The organism is Microbacterium xylanilyticum, assembly GCF_054654695.1.
Genome location: NZ_BAAIEN010000002.1, coordinates 1,392,666 through 1,406,319, shown reverse-complemented (window position 1 = coordinate 1,406,319; position 13,654 = coordinate 1,392,666). Strand labels below are relative to the sequence as shown.

At 68.3% G+C, this 13,654-nt stretch carries 17 protein-coding genes; 7 read left to right on the top strand and 10 right to left on the bottom strand.

Annotated features, from left to right (window positions below; translation table 11 throughout):
* Nucleotides 1-43: 43 nt before the first annotated feature.
* From ACYQ1L_RS07320 to ACYQ1L_RS07295, 6 genes are all read left to right on the top strand, one after another.
* The gene (locus ACYQ1L_RS07320) at nt 44-475 is read left to right on the top strand and encodes a MarR family winged helix-turn-helix transcriptional regulator (protein ID WP_460003560.1); all 432 of its coding nucleotides are present in this window, start codon (nt 44-46) and stop codon (nt 473-475) included.
* Nucleotides 472-1,701: an MFS transporter gene (locus ACYQ1L_RS07315; protein WP_460003559.1), complete on the top strand. Its 1,230-nt coding sequence runs from the start codon at nt 472-474 to the stop codon at nt 1,699-1,701. The genes ACYQ1L_RS07320 and ACYQ1L_RS07315 overlap by 4 nt, the downstream gene beginning before the upstream one ends.
* A gap of 99 nt (nt 1,702-1,800) precedes the next feature.
* Entirely contained in the window at nt 1,801-2,076 is a 276-nt protein-coding gene (locus ACYQ1L_RS07310) for a hypothetical protein (RefSeq protein WP_460003558.1), read from the top strand.
* A gap of 303 nt (nt 2,077-2,379) precedes the next feature.
* On the top strand, nt 2,380-2,976 hold the full coding sequence (locus ACYQ1L_RS07305; RefSeq protein ID WP_460003557.1) for a M15 family metallopeptidase: 597 nt from the start codon (nt 2,380-2,382) through the stop codon (nt 2,974-2,976).
* A gap of 273 nt (nt 2,977-3,249) precedes the next feature.
* Complete coding sequence (locus ACYQ1L_RS07300; RefSeq protein WP_460003556.1) at nt 3,250-3,606, top strand: beta/alpha barrel domain-containing protein; 357 nt, start codon at nt 3,250-3,252, stop codon at nt 3,604-3,606.
* A 120-nt stretch (nt 3,607-3,726) separates the two neighbouring features.
* Entirely contained in the window at nt 3,727-4,533 is an 807-nt protein-coding gene (locus tag ACYQ1L_RS07295; RefSeq protein ID WP_460003555.1) for a tyrosine-type recombinase/integrase, read from the top strand.
* A 213-nt stretch (nt 4,534-4,746) separates the two neighbouring features.
* Here the strand turns inward: ACYQ1L_RS07295 and ACYQ1L_RS07290 are convergent, their stop codons facing one another.
* The 9 genes from ACYQ1L_RS07290 to ACYQ1L_RS07250 form a co-directional block, all read right to left on the bottom strand.
* Nucleotides 4,747-5,085, bottom strand: coding sequence for a hypothetical protein (locus tag ACYQ1L_RS07290; protein ID WP_460003554.1), 339 nt, complete (start codon nt 5,083-5,085; stop codon nt 4,747-4,749).
* Complete coding sequence (locus tag ACYQ1L_RS07285) at nt 5,085-5,564, bottom strand: hypothetical protein (protein ID WP_460003553.1); 480 nt, start codon at nt 5,562-5,564, stop codon at nt 5,085-5,087. The genes ACYQ1L_RS07290 and ACYQ1L_RS07285 overlap by 1 nt, the downstream gene beginning before the upstream one ends.
* Nucleotides 5,561-6,364, bottom strand: a complete 804-nt coding sequence (locus ACYQ1L_RS07280; protein ID WP_460005776.1) for a GH25 family lysozyme — start codon at nt 6,362-6,364, stop codon at nt 5,561-5,563. Before ACYQ1L_RS07280 ends, ACYQ1L_RS07285 begins: the two co-directional genes overlap by 4 nt.
* A gap of 53 nt (nt 6,365-6,417) precedes the next feature.
* Entirely contained in the window at nt 6,418-7,098 is a 681-nt protein-coding gene (locus tag ACYQ1L_RS07275; RefSeq protein ID WP_460003552.1) for a hypothetical protein, read from the bottom strand.
* Between the two features lie 8 nt (nt 7,099-7,106).
* Nucleotides 7,107-7,859: a hypothetical protein gene (locus ACYQ1L_RS07270; protein WP_460003551.1), complete on the bottom strand. Its 753-nt coding sequence runs from the start codon at nt 7,857-7,859 to the stop codon at nt 7,107-7,109.
* A gap of 8 nt (nt 7,860-7,867) precedes the next feature.
* Nucleotides 7,868-8,860 carry a hypothetical protein gene (locus ACYQ1L_RS07265; RefSeq protein WP_460003550.1) on the bottom strand — a complete coding sequence of 331 codons (993 nt, stop codon included), beginning with the start codon at nt 8,858-8,860 and terminating at the stop codon, nt 7,868-7,870.
* Nucleotides 8,857-9,894, bottom strand: coding sequence for a hypothetical protein (locus tag ACYQ1L_RS07260; RefSeq protein WP_460003549.1), 1,038 nt, complete (start codon nt 9,892-9,894; stop codon nt 8,857-8,859). The genes ACYQ1L_RS07265 and ACYQ1L_RS07260 overlap by 4 nt, the downstream gene beginning before the upstream one ends.
* A gap of 73 nt (nt 9,895-9,967) precedes the next feature.
* Entirely contained in the window at nt 9,968-11,224 is a 1,257-nt protein-coding gene (locus ACYQ1L_RS07255; RefSeq protein WP_460003548.1) for a hypothetical protein, read from the bottom strand.
* 9 nt (nt 11,225-11,233) lie between these two features.
* Nucleotides 11,234-13,081 carry a tape measure protein gene (locus ACYQ1L_RS07250; RefSeq protein ID WP_460003547.1) on the bottom strand — a complete coding sequence of 616 codons (1,848 nt, stop codon included), beginning with the start codon at nt 13,079-13,081 and terminating at the stop codon, nt 11,234-11,236.
* 48 nt (nt 13,082-13,129) lie between these two features.
* Here ACYQ1L_RS07250 and ACYQ1L_RS07245 point away from each other — a divergent pair, with 48 nt between their 5' ends.
* On the top strand, nt 13,130-13,519 hold the full coding sequence (locus tag ACYQ1L_RS07245; protein ID WP_460003546.1) for a hypothetical protein: 390 nt from the start codon (nt 13,130-13,132) through the stop codon (nt 13,517-13,519).
* Here the strand turns inward: ACYQ1L_RS07245 and ACYQ1L_RS07240 are convergent.
* Entirely contained in the window at nt 13,503-13,631 is a 129-nt protein-coding gene (locus ACYQ1L_RS07240) for a hypothetical protein (protein WP_460003545.1), read from the bottom strand. The two genes, ACYQ1L_RS07245 and ACYQ1L_RS07240, sit on opposite strands and share 17 nt — an antisense overlap.
* Nucleotides 13,632-13,654 lie beyond the last annotated feature (23 nt).

The following is a 13,654-nucleotide window of genomic DNA, read 5'->3' as shown; positions in this document are numbered from 1 at the left end:
CCTGCTCTTGCCGATTACATACCATTAGGTATATACTTCAGTTATGAATCACGGCGAGATCCTGCAATCGATCGTGTTCTCGACGCACGCGCTGACCCGCATCGCGGCCCAGGAGGCCGGCAACGACGCTCCTGCGGCGCAGTGGCGGGCGCTGAGCCTGCTCGACGGCCGCGACGGACAGCGCGTGGGAGAGCTGGCGAAGGCCAGCCGCACCACGCAGCCCGGCATGACCCGCATGCTCGGGCAGCTCGAGCATGAGGGACTGGTTCTCCGCTCCCCCGACCCCGAGGACTCCCGGGCGACGGTGGTCACTATCACCGACGCCGGCCGGAATGCCCTCCACGCCTGGCGCGACGAGATCCAGCGGATCCTCGCCCCGAGATTCAGCGACCTCGACGACACGGACTGGCACCACCTGGCCCGCGCCGCGGAGATCCTGCGCACGCATTCGCTTCTGGAAAGGACAGCACGTTGAGTTCCACCGATTCGTCGGTATCGATCTGGAGACAGCCCGCTCAGGTATGGGCCGTCGCCTTCGCCTGCGTCGTGGCGTTCATGGGCATCGGATTGGTCGACCCGATCCTGCCCGCGATCGCCGAGTCGCTGAAGGCGACCCCGGTGCAGACCGAGCTGCTGTTCACCAGCTACCTGCTCGTCACCGGCGTGGCGATGCTGTTCACCAGCTGGATCTCCAGCCGGATCGGCGCCAAGGCGACCCTGCTCGTCGGGCTCGCGTTCATCGTCGTCTTCGCGCTGTTCTGCGCGCTGAGCGGCAGCGTCGACGCCATCATCGGGTTCCGCGCCGGATGGGGGCTCGGCAACGCGCTGTTCATCTCCACCGCGCTCGCCACGATCGTCGGGGCGGCCAGCGGCGGATCCAGTGCCGCGATCATCCTTTACGAGGCCGCTCTCGGCCTGGGCATCGCGATCGGCCCGCTCCTCGGCGGGCTCCTCGGCGAGGTCGCCTGGCAGGGCCCGTTCTTCGGCGTCGTCGCCCTCATGGCGATCGGCTTCATCGCGGTCCTCACCCTGCTCCGCGGCCCGTTCGAGAAGCGCGAGCCCGTGCCGTTCTCGGCGCCGTTCAAGGCCCTCGGACGCCCCGCGCTGGGCGTGCTCGCCGTCGCCGCCCTCTTCTACAACATCGGGTTCTTCGTGCTGCTGGCGTTCTCGCCGTTCCCGCTCGGCTTCGGCGCGATCGGGATCGGGCTGACCTTCTTCGGCTGGGGCGTGGCCCTGGCGGTGACGAGCGTCTGGGTGGCGCCGATCCTGCTGCGCCGCATGCCGATCACGCGGATCATCCTGTTCGTGCTGCCGCTGCTCGCGGTGGACCTGGTCGTGGCGGGGATCCTGGTGGCGATCCCGGCGGCGCTGGTCGTCTGCATCATCGTGGGCGGTCTGCTGCTGGGCATCATGAACACGGTGCTCACCGAGGCGGTCATGGAGGCGACCGATCTGCCCCGCTCGGTGGCGTCGTCGGCGTACTCCGCGGTGCGCTTCATCGGCGGCGCCGTCGCCCCGCCGCTCGCCGCACTGCTCTCGCACCTGTGGGGCGACACCGTGCCGTACCTCTTCGCGGGAGTGTCGGTGCTCGTCGCCGCCGCCGTGGTGCTGTTCGGCCGCCGGGCCCTCGCCCACATCGACCGCGGCTCGCACGACGCCGCAGAAGACGCCGAGGCGATCCTCATCGGCGACGCCGCCTGAGGATCCGCGCCTACCCGAGGCGCCGCGATCAGCCCGTCCCGCGCATTGCTGCCCGGGGCGGGCTTCGTCGTCGGGGGCGGTGGCGAATACGCTGGAAGCATGCTCATCGGCCTCATCCGTCCCGTCGAATCGAAGACCCACACCGTGCAGGCCGAGGAACTGGACGAGATCCAGGATCTCCTCGCCGCCGAGACGCCGGAGGGCTGGCAGCTCGCGTCCGCTCCGGTCGCCATGGCGAAGAAGGACACGATCCTCACCGCTGAGGGCACGATCGTCCGCCGCGACGGGCTGCGCGAGATCGAGGCCGACGACATGACGGCGCTCGAGGCGAAGGTTCCGGTGGGTTATCAGCTGCTCTCGGTGCGCGCCGTCTGACCTCCGCGCGAGTCGCGTTAGCCTCTTTACGCGACGGCCACTCAGCCGCCCGTTACTCCTACGACCCCCTGCCAGCACCCACGCGCCAGTCATGCGCGTCAGGCACCGTGATATTTCGATATGCCGCTCCCGCCTCGCTCGAAGCAAGTCCCGCCCGCAGCCTCTGCGATATCCCGGCGTGCCCTTCTCGCGGGAGTCGGGCTCGCCGCGGGGTCTTCCATCGTCGGGCTGGAGCCTTCATCACCCGCGGCCGCGACGGACGGGTGGGGCGGATATTCGAACGGTCAGATCCCGCTGAGCGCGATGACGCAGGTCGCCGGATTCTTCTTCCGCACTGATGCCGGCGCGGCGCTGGCCGCGATGCGGGAGGCGTACGCCTCCTCAGTCGGTCGCACCCTGATCATCAATGACGGTTATCGCGACCTGGCCGGCCAGTGGGCAGCCTGGAACGACTATCTCCACGGCGGAGCACTCGCCGCCTATCCCGGCACCTCCAACCACGGCTGGGGCATCGCCGTCGACTTCGGCGGCGAAGTCTTCACCAGCTCGACGAGCGCCGGGCACCGGTGGCTCCAGTCCAACGCGGCGCGCTTCAACTGGTGGTGGGCGGGCCGAGATTTCAGCCAAGTCGAGAACTGGCATTGGGAGTACAAGGGCGTCTACTCCCCGCAAGACCCGCCCCCGACCGATGAGGAAGAAGACATGTCCGTCCAGCTCTGGTTGTACACCCCGACCAACTCCCTCCTGCTCGTCGACCACCTCAATATGACGTATCGCAATCTCGGCAACGCCAACACGCTCGAGCGCTCCATCTTCGACGGCAAGCCGTATCGGGTCATCGGCGAGCCCGCATGGACGCAGAACTTCGGCCGCTTCAAGGGCATCTCAAGTCCGGCGTGAGCGGAGTCGCGGAACGGGCGCACCCGGCTGTCACTCGCTGCGCGTGCGCGGACGACGGGACCGAACACCTTCCCGCCTTCCGCGGGGCGCAGCGGCACTGAGCAGCGCACGCATGCAGAAGGCCCGGCCGGAATTTCCTTCCGACCGGGCCTTCTAAGTGGTGCACCCCCAGGGACTTGAACCCTGAACCCACTGGATAACGGCCAACCGGAAGCCTGCGAGGCCGCGGAACCGCGCCGACCGGTCCAAGGGGCCGAAGGGACGGGCTGTCTGATGTCCCGCTACGCGCCTCCGATCGCCGTCCCCGCGGAAGCATCCGACCTCGTCGACCGGATCGTATCGGGCGAGGATGCCTTCTGGACGGGACTCCGGGCATTCAACCGGTCCGACCACAAGACCGGTGCTCAGATCGACGCGCTCATGCGGTCCAGCGACCAGCGTGACGAGTGGATCGAAGAGCTGCGTCGGCGGTTCTTCCCCCGCGCCCACAGGCTCATCGTGGATCGACGGGGCGTCTACACCGTGTCGCCGACTGCCCGCAGTGTCCGTATGGTCTGGTCGATTCCGAAGCCGGCCGAGCCGTGGTACCTCGAGGAGCCGATACACCCGGACGACGACGCGGACGAGTGAACGACGCGCACCAGATCCCCACCGTTTCTCTGAGCGCGTCGGTCGTCGCGAGCGTTCACATCAGGCTCATAGCTTCAGGATCTGGGGAACGAAATACCACTGGGACCGGAGGGAACCACAATGCACGGCACATGGATTGACGCGATCAGCGAGTACACGCTCGCGCTCCGCACTGGCGACTACCCCGTGAGCACGATCAAGCTGCGCGCCTACCACCTACGCCGACTCGCCCAGTCGGTCGGCGTAGGTGTCTCAGAGGTAACGACGGACCACGTGCAGGCGTTCCTCGACCAGCCCGGCTGGGCGCCGTCCTACCGCCGCACCTACAGGGTCACGTTCCGGCACTTCTTCCGCTGGGCGCGGTCCGCCGGCGTGACCCACGCGAAGCCGATGAAGGGCATCATGTCGAGCTCCGCGCCGCTCGGTAAGCCGCGTCCGGCTCCAGAGTCCGCGGTGCTCGAGGGCCAGAGGTACCACGACACCCGTGTGCGGACCATGGTCCGACTCGGCGCGCACGTCGGCCTCCGCTGCTGCGAGATCTGCCGCGTCCACCGGAACGACGTGATCGAGACCGCGCACGGGTACAAGCTGCGCGTGCTCGGCAAGGGCCGCAAGGTCAGGGTGCTGCCACTCCCCCGCGCGCTCGCGCACGAGATCCTCGCCGCCGACGGATGGCTGTTCCCCGGCCAGATCGACGGGCACCTCTCCGCCGCATACGTGTCCAAGCTCGTCTCCCGGGCGCTCCCCGACGGGTGGACCGCCCACCCGCTCCGGCACCGCTTCGCGTCCCGCGCCTACGTCGGCACCGGCAAGGACATCCGCGCTGTGCAGGAGCTCCTCGGGCACGCGTCGGTCGCGACTACCCAGATCTACACCGAGGTCGAGGACGACGCGCTGCGCGCCGGCGTTGAATTCGCAGCCGCCTGACAATCCTGTGCCGACGTTCCCCGTAGACTTGGGTCCCCCCGCCTGTTCCGAGGATTCAGTTCTTCCGGTTCGGGCGGGCCGCTATTCTGGGCCCGATCATCGCCGACGACGACGTCGCCTCACCGGAGGATTACACCATGCACGCCCACTGAGCACGACGAAATTGCCCCCGCCTCTCCGAAGAGAAGCGGGGGCGGTTCGTGTTGGTGCAGGTCAGCGGAGGTCGCGACGCAGGGTGTCAGGGCCAATCGGGCCGGCATTCAGGGTGCGCTCGACCACCGCGGCGGTATTTCGAGTGAGCATGGCGTACGACGCCTGGGCGACGACGATCGCGAGCAGCACGAGCACCGGCCACGCCGGGATCACGTCACCGGTGTAGGCGTAGTAGAACACGAGCACGACGGCGGTGAGCACCAGGGCGAGCACGACTGCGAGGACGCGCTTCAGCCACGGGCGCCACGCGGGGCGCTGGATGATCGCCTGCAGATACGGCGCGACGAGGGCGAGCAGCACGAGCACGCCCGCGGGGATGGTGGGTAGGGTGATGTCCATCAGGACTCCTTCGATGTGATGATGTCGGTCAGCCGGCCGATGTCTCTTCGGAGGCCGCGCACATCTGCGCGGACCTCGCCCGTCTCGGTACGGCCGGCTTGGACGTCCTCGCGCAGCTGCTTGACGTCCTCAGAGGTGTCTCGGTTGGCGCGGACACTGTGCTCTGCGATCTCGCGCACGACGGTGAGTTCGCGGCGCACGTCGTCGACGTCGTCGCGGAGGTTCGTGCCGTGGCTGTTCTTCACCTGGTGACGGACCTCGCTGGTCCGCTGCACGAGCAGGCCGAGGAATGTGCCCGCGGTGCCGAGCAGCACGATCAGGATCTTCGCGACGGTGTCGTCGAGCAGCGGTGTTCCGTCGACAGGGTCGTGCAGGCCGCCCGCCCAGATGAGAGCGCCTCCTGTGGCGAGGACGCCGAGCGCAACGATCGCCCAGGACGGCAGGGTCCAGTGCTTGTGCGTCGGCTCCTCGTCGGTCATGCTGCCGCCTTGTAGATCGGGATCCCGCCGAGCCGCCGGGTGAGGTCCGTGAGCGTCTTCGTGCCGGGGTCGCCGTCGACCTTGAGGCCGAACTTGGTCTGGTAGAGCTCGACGACGCGGGTCGTGTCGTCGCCCTTGATCCCGTCGACCTTGAGATGCTCGCCGAGGATCTCGTTGAGGGCCTGCTGCAGGGCGTGCACGGTCCACAACGGGGTCCGGACGTTCAGGTCCAGGTTCCCGTCATAGCCGGGCATCCTGCCGGCACTGGTGTACTGCCACAGCTCCGCGGTCGGCCAGTAGCCGACGAGCGGCACCGACGACTGGGTGCCGTCGTTGAGCCCGTAGTCCGCCGCCCACACGGGCAGACCGAGCGCGACCACCGGAGACCAGTCGACGTTGCGGGTCACCGACGCAGACAGGTAGATCTCCTGCCGGGCCAGCGGCACCACATCGGCGAGCAGCTGCGCCGCCTGGACAACCTCCGCAGGCGTCCAGTGCGGCATGCTCTCCTCGTCCTCGACATCCCACACGAACTTCTCGTCGAGACGCAACGGGGTAGCGGCGAGGTACTGCTTGATCGCGATCACCTGGTCAGCAACGGCCGACGTCTCCCTCACGCCCGGTCCGTTGAACCAGTACCGGTCCGCGCGCAGGCCAGCGTCGTGCGCCGCGGCGACTTGGGCGCGGTGAGTCCAGCTCTCGTAGATGCCGGCGTTGCCGCCTCCGAGCTTCACGACCAAGCGGCCGACGGGCCAGGTGCGGAGCGTGTCGGCGGTGAACTCGGGCTGCCAGTGGGAGATGTCGACGAACTCCGGGTTCTCCGGTGTGGGCGTCCCCGGCTCAGGGTCCGGGGTCAGGCTTTTCCCGGGCGCACCGCGGCGAGCGACGCGAGCACCACGGCGGCGTGGCTGGCGCTGATCTTCGCCGGGGACCCGGCGAGGTTGTGCGCCCCAGCGACAGCCGTGTTGTATGCACCGTCCGCGCTGGACCACTGCTCGCCGTACCCGCTGGGGGTGTAGATCAGGTTCTGCTGCTGGCCCTTGTCGTCGAGCCACCAGACGTAGATTTCCTTCATGTCGTCCTCCTCGGACGGGTCGGCGGCCGCGGCCGCGGGGATGGAGTCCTTCCCCACGTCGGGGAGGCTGATCGGGCAGTCGAAGATGCTGGACGTCCAGCCGAGGTACTCCCGGCCGATCTGCTCCTCACGCTCGTCGAGCGTGCAGGTTCCGGTCTCACGCCATCCGGGATAGTCGGTCGCGGCGACCCGGCCCCCGCCGATGCTGATGACGACGTCGCCGTCGAGGTTCCCGTCGCTGTGCCGGCGACCCCACCAGACGGCGGCGCCGGCGGGCGGGTTGCGGTCGCCGGGTCGCTGGCCGCGGGACAGTTGCCACGCCTCATAGGCGGTACCGGCGCTGAGCCCAGTGGACGCACCCTGCGCCTTGTACGCGAGCCACACCCAGTAGAGGCATCGGCTCGGGGTGATGTCGGTCTGGTTGAGCAGCCACTGCGCGGCCACGACACCGTCGATCATGATGCCTCTCAGACCTGGTAGGAGAAGTTCGCGTGAAGCGTTCCGGACGCCCACGCGAACGGTGCCGACGCGCCGATGTTGTTGCTGTAGACGGTCGAGCCTGAGACGAACAGGTAGAAGAACGTCACGGATCCGACAGCGGCCTTGCGGGTGATCCCGGGAACCTCGGATCCCGCTGACGGGATGCAGGCCGTCGTCCCGTTCAGGTGCTCCACGAGAGCGTCGCTCGCGTTCTTCGGCAGCGTCACGGTCGGGTTGGTGCCCATCGTCGTGACCGCGATCCGGACGCGGCACTCGACCTCATGCAGCCCGTTCATCCGCCACATCGCGGTCGTCGTCCCGGTGACGTTGGACACCGTCGGCGTCCACGCGATCCAGTCCTGCGGCGCCCACGCGGCACCGTCCCAGAGATACCGGAGCCCGTTCGACACGCACTCGTCGTACACGGCGAGAAGGGCACTATTCGCCGTGGTCCAGGAGTCGCGCGCGGAGTCACTCGCGAACCGCAACTGCCCAGACACCGGCACGAACACCGTGCCGTCCTTCGTCAGCTCGACCGTGTGCAGGCCGGGAGCGTCCGCCCGACGCGTGAGCAGCGGCGCCGATGCGAGCACCTGCCCGCCGGCGACGACAGCCGACGCGACCTGCGCCTGCTCGGTCGCGTTCGCGACGGGGACGACGTCGTTGATCGACAGGATCGCGGCGCGGGACGGCTGCTCACCGCTGGCGATGCTGGTGTGCTTCTTTGCGTCGGTCGACATGGCGGCTCCTAGACGTTCTTGGTGTAGGTGATGGTGAGGACGAAGGATCCGGGGGTGGCTGTGCCGCCGAAGCCGCCGTAGTCGGATCCGACGGCGATGAGGCCCTTCACCGCGCCCGTGCGGAACGCCTCGTTCAGCGCGGCGGGGAGATTCACGGTGCCCCAGTTGCCCGGGCCGATCGCGGCGGTCGACGCGGTGCCGTACGCCGCGCCGGCGGGCGCCCCGCCAGGGCGCCCGCCGGACGCGGTGCCCTGCACGGTGAGCGCCGCGGACAGACCGTTGACGTCGTTCTTGCGAGCGGTGAGCAGGATGCTGCTGATCGCGACGGCGCCGAGGTTCACGATCTGATCGCCGTACCCGGCCCACCCGAGAAGCGGCCCGGACCCGTACGCGTCGCCCTGGTAGATGTCGGTGCGACCCCCGTACCGGTCCGTGTTCCAGGAGTCCCACCGGCCGCCGGAGGTGAGCCAGGTGCCGGAGTCCTGCGACCCGATCGTCGCGGTCGCGACGACTGTGCCACCGGACCCGGGGGCGGTGCTGCTCGCCCATCCGGGCGCGGGAGCAGTGGAGGGGCCAACAGCGACGACGGGAACACCCCATTCGTCGAGGATCACCCACGCGGACTGGCCGACCGTGTAGGTTCCGGACGCGGTCGGGATCGTGACCGAGGCCCCCTGGTAGGTGATCGTGACCGTTCCGGACCCGGTCGCGGAGACGCCGGCGACGACGGCCGGGGCGGCGGGGTCGACGGCGCCGGCGACGAGCACAGGGCGGGTCTGGATGGGGTCGAGGAGGATGCGTGCGAGGCCCCCGGACTGGTATCGGTCGGCGATCGCGGGGAGCGTGACCGTGCCCTGACGGGTGCCGACCTGCACGGTCTTCTTGACCGGGTCGACCGTGTACACGATCCCGGTCGCGTAGAGCGTCGCGTCGTCGGATTGGGCGGGGCCGGCGGGGAGGATTCGGGCGATCGCGCCGCGGCGGTCGAGAGCGTCGCTCATCCCGCCACCCCCACGTCGATGCGCATCGCCCCGCCGGTCGCGGTCAGCGGCAGGTCGTACCCGGTGACCCACCCCCACAGCTGCCAGTCGGTGCCGCGGAGGATCTTCACCGGGTCGTCGAGATCGATCCGCGGATCCGGCGCGATCGTCACCGGCACGGACTGCGCCGGCCGTGTCGAGTTGTCGAGCATGGTCTTCGCCGCCGCGGCTGCCGTCGCGGCAGAGTCCAGCAGCGGTGACGACCACCGCTTCACGACCCGCCCGTACGGGCCGTTCACGGACATCGGCCCAGCGGTGACCTGCGCGACCCCGAATACGTCGGCGCGGTCGCTCGCGGAGCTCGTCGCGACGACCACGTTGTACGCGTCCTTGCGGGAATCGGCACGGGGCGCCGAGATCAGAGTGCCGCCCTCACCGTCCGTGAGAGTGACGACCGGGGTCGGCACCGCCGGCAGCGGCGCCTTGAACCGGATCTGCCCCCACTCGTCCGTGCGCAGCAACGCCGGCCAAGCCCGAGCGATCTCCTGCAGCGCACCGAGCCGGTCCTCCGACCAGGACATCGAGGTCGGGCAGGTCCGGTCGACGAGCGCCGAGTCGAAGCTGACACCCATCCCGGGCGGAATCAGGCGCCGCACCTCCTGCGTGAGCGTCCCCGTCGGGGACGTGACCTGCGTCAGCTTGTCGTCCCGCGGGCGGGCGAGGAGCCCTTCCGCAGTGACAGTGATCGCGCCGGAATCGTCGTCGGCCCAATCGGAGATCTGATACCGGCCGATCCGGGTCTCCCAGCTCGAGGCGTTCGCGACCGACGAGACGATCACAGTCACGTCCAGCTGCTGCCCGAACCGGGCGAGCGCCGCGCGCGTGTTCGTCCCCGGCCGCCAGTCCACAACATCACCGCCATCGACGGCGGCCGCGAACCGCGGCACCGTCAAGGTGAGCTTCTCTGGGACGTCCTGGGTGGCTTTCGCCGTGACCCGGCCGGCGACGATCGGGACCTGGCCGGCGAGCAGCTCTCCGCCCAGCCAGGACGACACCCGACACCCGTACAGCGGGGTGCCAGCAAGAACCTCATCGGGAGCACCAGGACGCATGCGCACCCCCCTCGGGTCAGTAGAACAAGGCCCAGTCCGCAGCGTCGAACTGATCCCACGTGGCGAACATCTCGTCGAACGAGCCGACGGGGATGGTCGCGCCCTGGCTGAAAGTGATCGCGTCGAAGTCGAGCGTGTCGCCAGCGAGGAGCCCGGAGGTATTAGCCCAGACATCCCAGGAGAGACCCGTCGCGCCGGACGGCACTGTGCCGGTACATGCGAGCTGCTGCCATGCTCCGGTCGCTGTGGCACCGACCGAGGCGATGGCGATACCGCCGTTGCGCATCAACCACAAACCGATCGCTCGACCGGCAGGGGCTCGCACTCGGGCGGTGAGCGTCACGACCATTCCAGGGACGACGGGCGCGCCCAGCGTGACCGCTGCCTTCGTGTAGTCCGGGTCGATCACAGACGCGAACGTCGCGGCCGTGGTGACCGTCAGCCGCCCGAACGTAGTCCCCGACCCATCCGGATAGCCGCCCGTTGCCTGGGAGCTCAGCGTGCCGTTCCCGGCCGTCAGACCCGCCACGTTCGACAGGGTCGAGTGGTAGGACCAGACGCGCGGTTTCGCCATCGCCTGATCGAAGTTGTCCCACAGGTATGCGGCGAGCAGCGCCGACGGCTGCGGATCCGAGATCTCGTGCACCTGCAGCGTGAACCGCCGCCACGTGTCCCCACCACCGGTGAGCAGCTCGTCGTGCCAGGACAGCACTACACCGATCACGACCGTCTGGAAGTCGCGCATCCCGGGTGTCAGCCGCCGCACGACTGGAGTCCCGGTCGCGAGGATCGCCCGCAGCGCCGCCGTGTCGGTCTGCTGGGTGTCGATCAGCCAATCCGTGATCGCGGACCCGGGAACGTCCAGCCGCGCCGCCGGAGTCGACCGGCCCGCGATCTCGAACGTCGACGCCCGGATCCCATGCTTCTGCGGTTCCGTCACCGACGCGACCTCGATGTCGACGATGTTCTTCCCGCTGAGAGTCTGCAGCACCCCGACACCCGACCAGGTCACCGTCACCGGCGCCGCAGAATACGTGGCGCCGGCGACGAGCACCGTGTACGTCACCGCGACATTGAGCGCTGCCCGGTTGTCGACGACGACGACCTGAGTTCCCGCCGACGTGCCCTTGCCACCCGGGACCGGCCACGACGAACCATCCGCGGTCGTCCCACGGATCTCGTACGCCTGGCCTGCCGTGGTCCCGTTCAGGGTGATCTGCACCGGCCTCGGATTCGACGCGGTCAACAGCACCGCAGCGAGCGTGACAGCCATCCGTCCCCCCTAGCTGAGCGAGTCGAACACGGCCTTGGTGCCGCCGCGGTTGATGCCGTCGACGATGATCTGCCCGAGCTTCTGCAGCGAGTAGTCATCAAGACGGACAGGGCCCGTTGCGGCCTGGCCCGCGGCCGCCTGCATGGAAGGCTGGCCGATCGCGCGAGCCGCTGCGGCGAGCGCGACTCGCTCGAGTTGCTCTTGTGCCTGGTCGAGCGGTGTGACGATCTCGTGGCCGCCGGGGTTGTCACCGATGAGGGCGACCATGGGCCCGTTGGTGATGCCGCCTGTCGCGAGTCGTGGGAGGCCGACGTGGCCGATGGTGCCGATGTGGATTCCGACGACTCCGCTGACGTTGTTGACGGCGCCGATCATCCCGTTGATGAGGTCGATTGCGCCGTTGATGCCGCTTTCGATCCAGCCGAGGACGCCGTTGAATACGCCGCGGACGACGCCGGCTAGGCCGCCCCAGATGTTCGACCAGACCTGGTTGATGAAGTTCAACCCGTTCTGGATCGCTGATCCCACCCATCCGATGGCGCCGGAGACGGCGCTGACGATGCCATTCCAGATGCCTGTGACGAACCCGGCGATGCCGTTCCAGATCCCGACCCAGAACGAGACGTAGGCGTTGAGCGCAGCCATCATGAAGGCCACGAACCCGTTCCACACACCGACGATCCAGTTGATGAACCCGTTCCAGACATCGGAGATCCACTGTCCGACGGCGGACCAGACGCCGTTCCACCAGCCGACGAACGCGTTGATCACGCCACTGATCCAGGACATGAACCCGGCCCACACGTCGGAGATCCACTTGACCGCGGTGTCCCAGTTCATGATGAGCCAGACGATTGCGGCGACGAGGAGCCCGATGCCGATCACGATCCAGGTGATCGGGTTCGCGAGCAGCGCCACGGTGAACGCCCACGTCGCGGTGACGCCGGCCCAGATGGCCGGGGCGAGCGCGTACAGCAGAGCGGCACCGAGCCCGGCAACGACGGGGATGAAGATCTTGCTGTTCGAGATGAACCCGGCGAGCGTGGAGGTGAAGCCGGTGACGACCGGCTTGATGTAGTCGAACGCGGCGGCGAGCTTGCCGACGATGGTGGCCTGCAGGTTGCCGACGGCACCCTCGAATGTCTTCGTTGAGGTGGCCGCCTCGACGGCGACAGGCTTCGATCCGAGGGTGAGCAGGGCGGCGTTGAACTCGTCGGCGGAGATCTCGCCCTTCTGCATCGCGTCCCGGAAGTTGCCCGTGTAGGCGCCGGCCTTCCGCAGTGCCTCCTGCAGCAGACCGGACGCCCCGGGGATGGCGTCGGACAGCTGGTTCCAGTTCTCGGTGGTGAGCTTGCCCTGGCCGGCGGTCTGGGTGAGCACCATGCCGACGGACTTGAACGTCTCCGCGTTGCCGCCAGCGGCCGCGTTCAGGTTACCGGCGGCCTGAGCGAGCTTGTCGTAGTTCGGGACCCCGTTGGACGCGAGCTGCGCGGTGATGTTCTGGATATCGCCGAGCGAGTAGACGGTCTTGTCGGCGTACTCCTGCGTCGACTTGGTGAGAGCGTCGATCGCGTCGGGCTTGAGCCCAGCGAAGTTCAGCGACTGCTTGAACTTGTCGGTCGCATCCGACGCCTGCGCGGCCTGCCCGATCATGTCACCGACGGCCGACGTGATGCCACCGACTGCGTTGGAAACAGCGTTGCCGAGGAAGGATCCGGCGAACGACCCCTTGAAGACGTCCGCGGCCTGCTTTCCCTGCTCGAAGTTGCTCTTCAGCTTGGATCCGAAGGTCTCGACCGCCTGCACAGCGCTCGAGCTGTCGCCGATGATGCGGATCTCGAAATCGCGACCGGCCATGGATGACCTCCCTTGATGCCGCCACCCGGGAGGCGGTAGACATGCGGCATGGTGAATTTCACGGATCGGCTGAACTCAGCCGTCGGCTACCAGGCGCTGTACGGGCCCCACTGGGTGAAGAAAGGCGTGCTGTCGGTGCTGCCGAAGGGCAACCTGAAGCGGAGCTCGCATGACGTGAGCGGGGCCACTGCGACGTTCGAGACTGGCGACGAGCTCGGCGACCGGTCGACGCTGACGCGCGTGGCTGCGGGCGCGATCATCGCGGGGCCGGTCGGGGCGATCGTCGGCGCGCTGTTCCGGAAGGACCGCACCCGTGCCTATGTCACCGTCGAGTGGCCCGACGGCGTGGTATTCGTCATCGACGGGCCACGAAAGGACGCCGAGAAGATGCGTCACTTCGCTGACCAGGTGAACGCGGCCGCTAACGCCGGCTCATAGCGCTGCGCTGCTTCCGGTTCTCCGCGACGTACTCGTCGTATTCCAGGGCGAGTATCACCCACATCTCGTACTCGAGATCGAGGATCACCTCGGCGGTGTACCCGGGGAACACGTGGCCGATCCCGGCGAACCGGG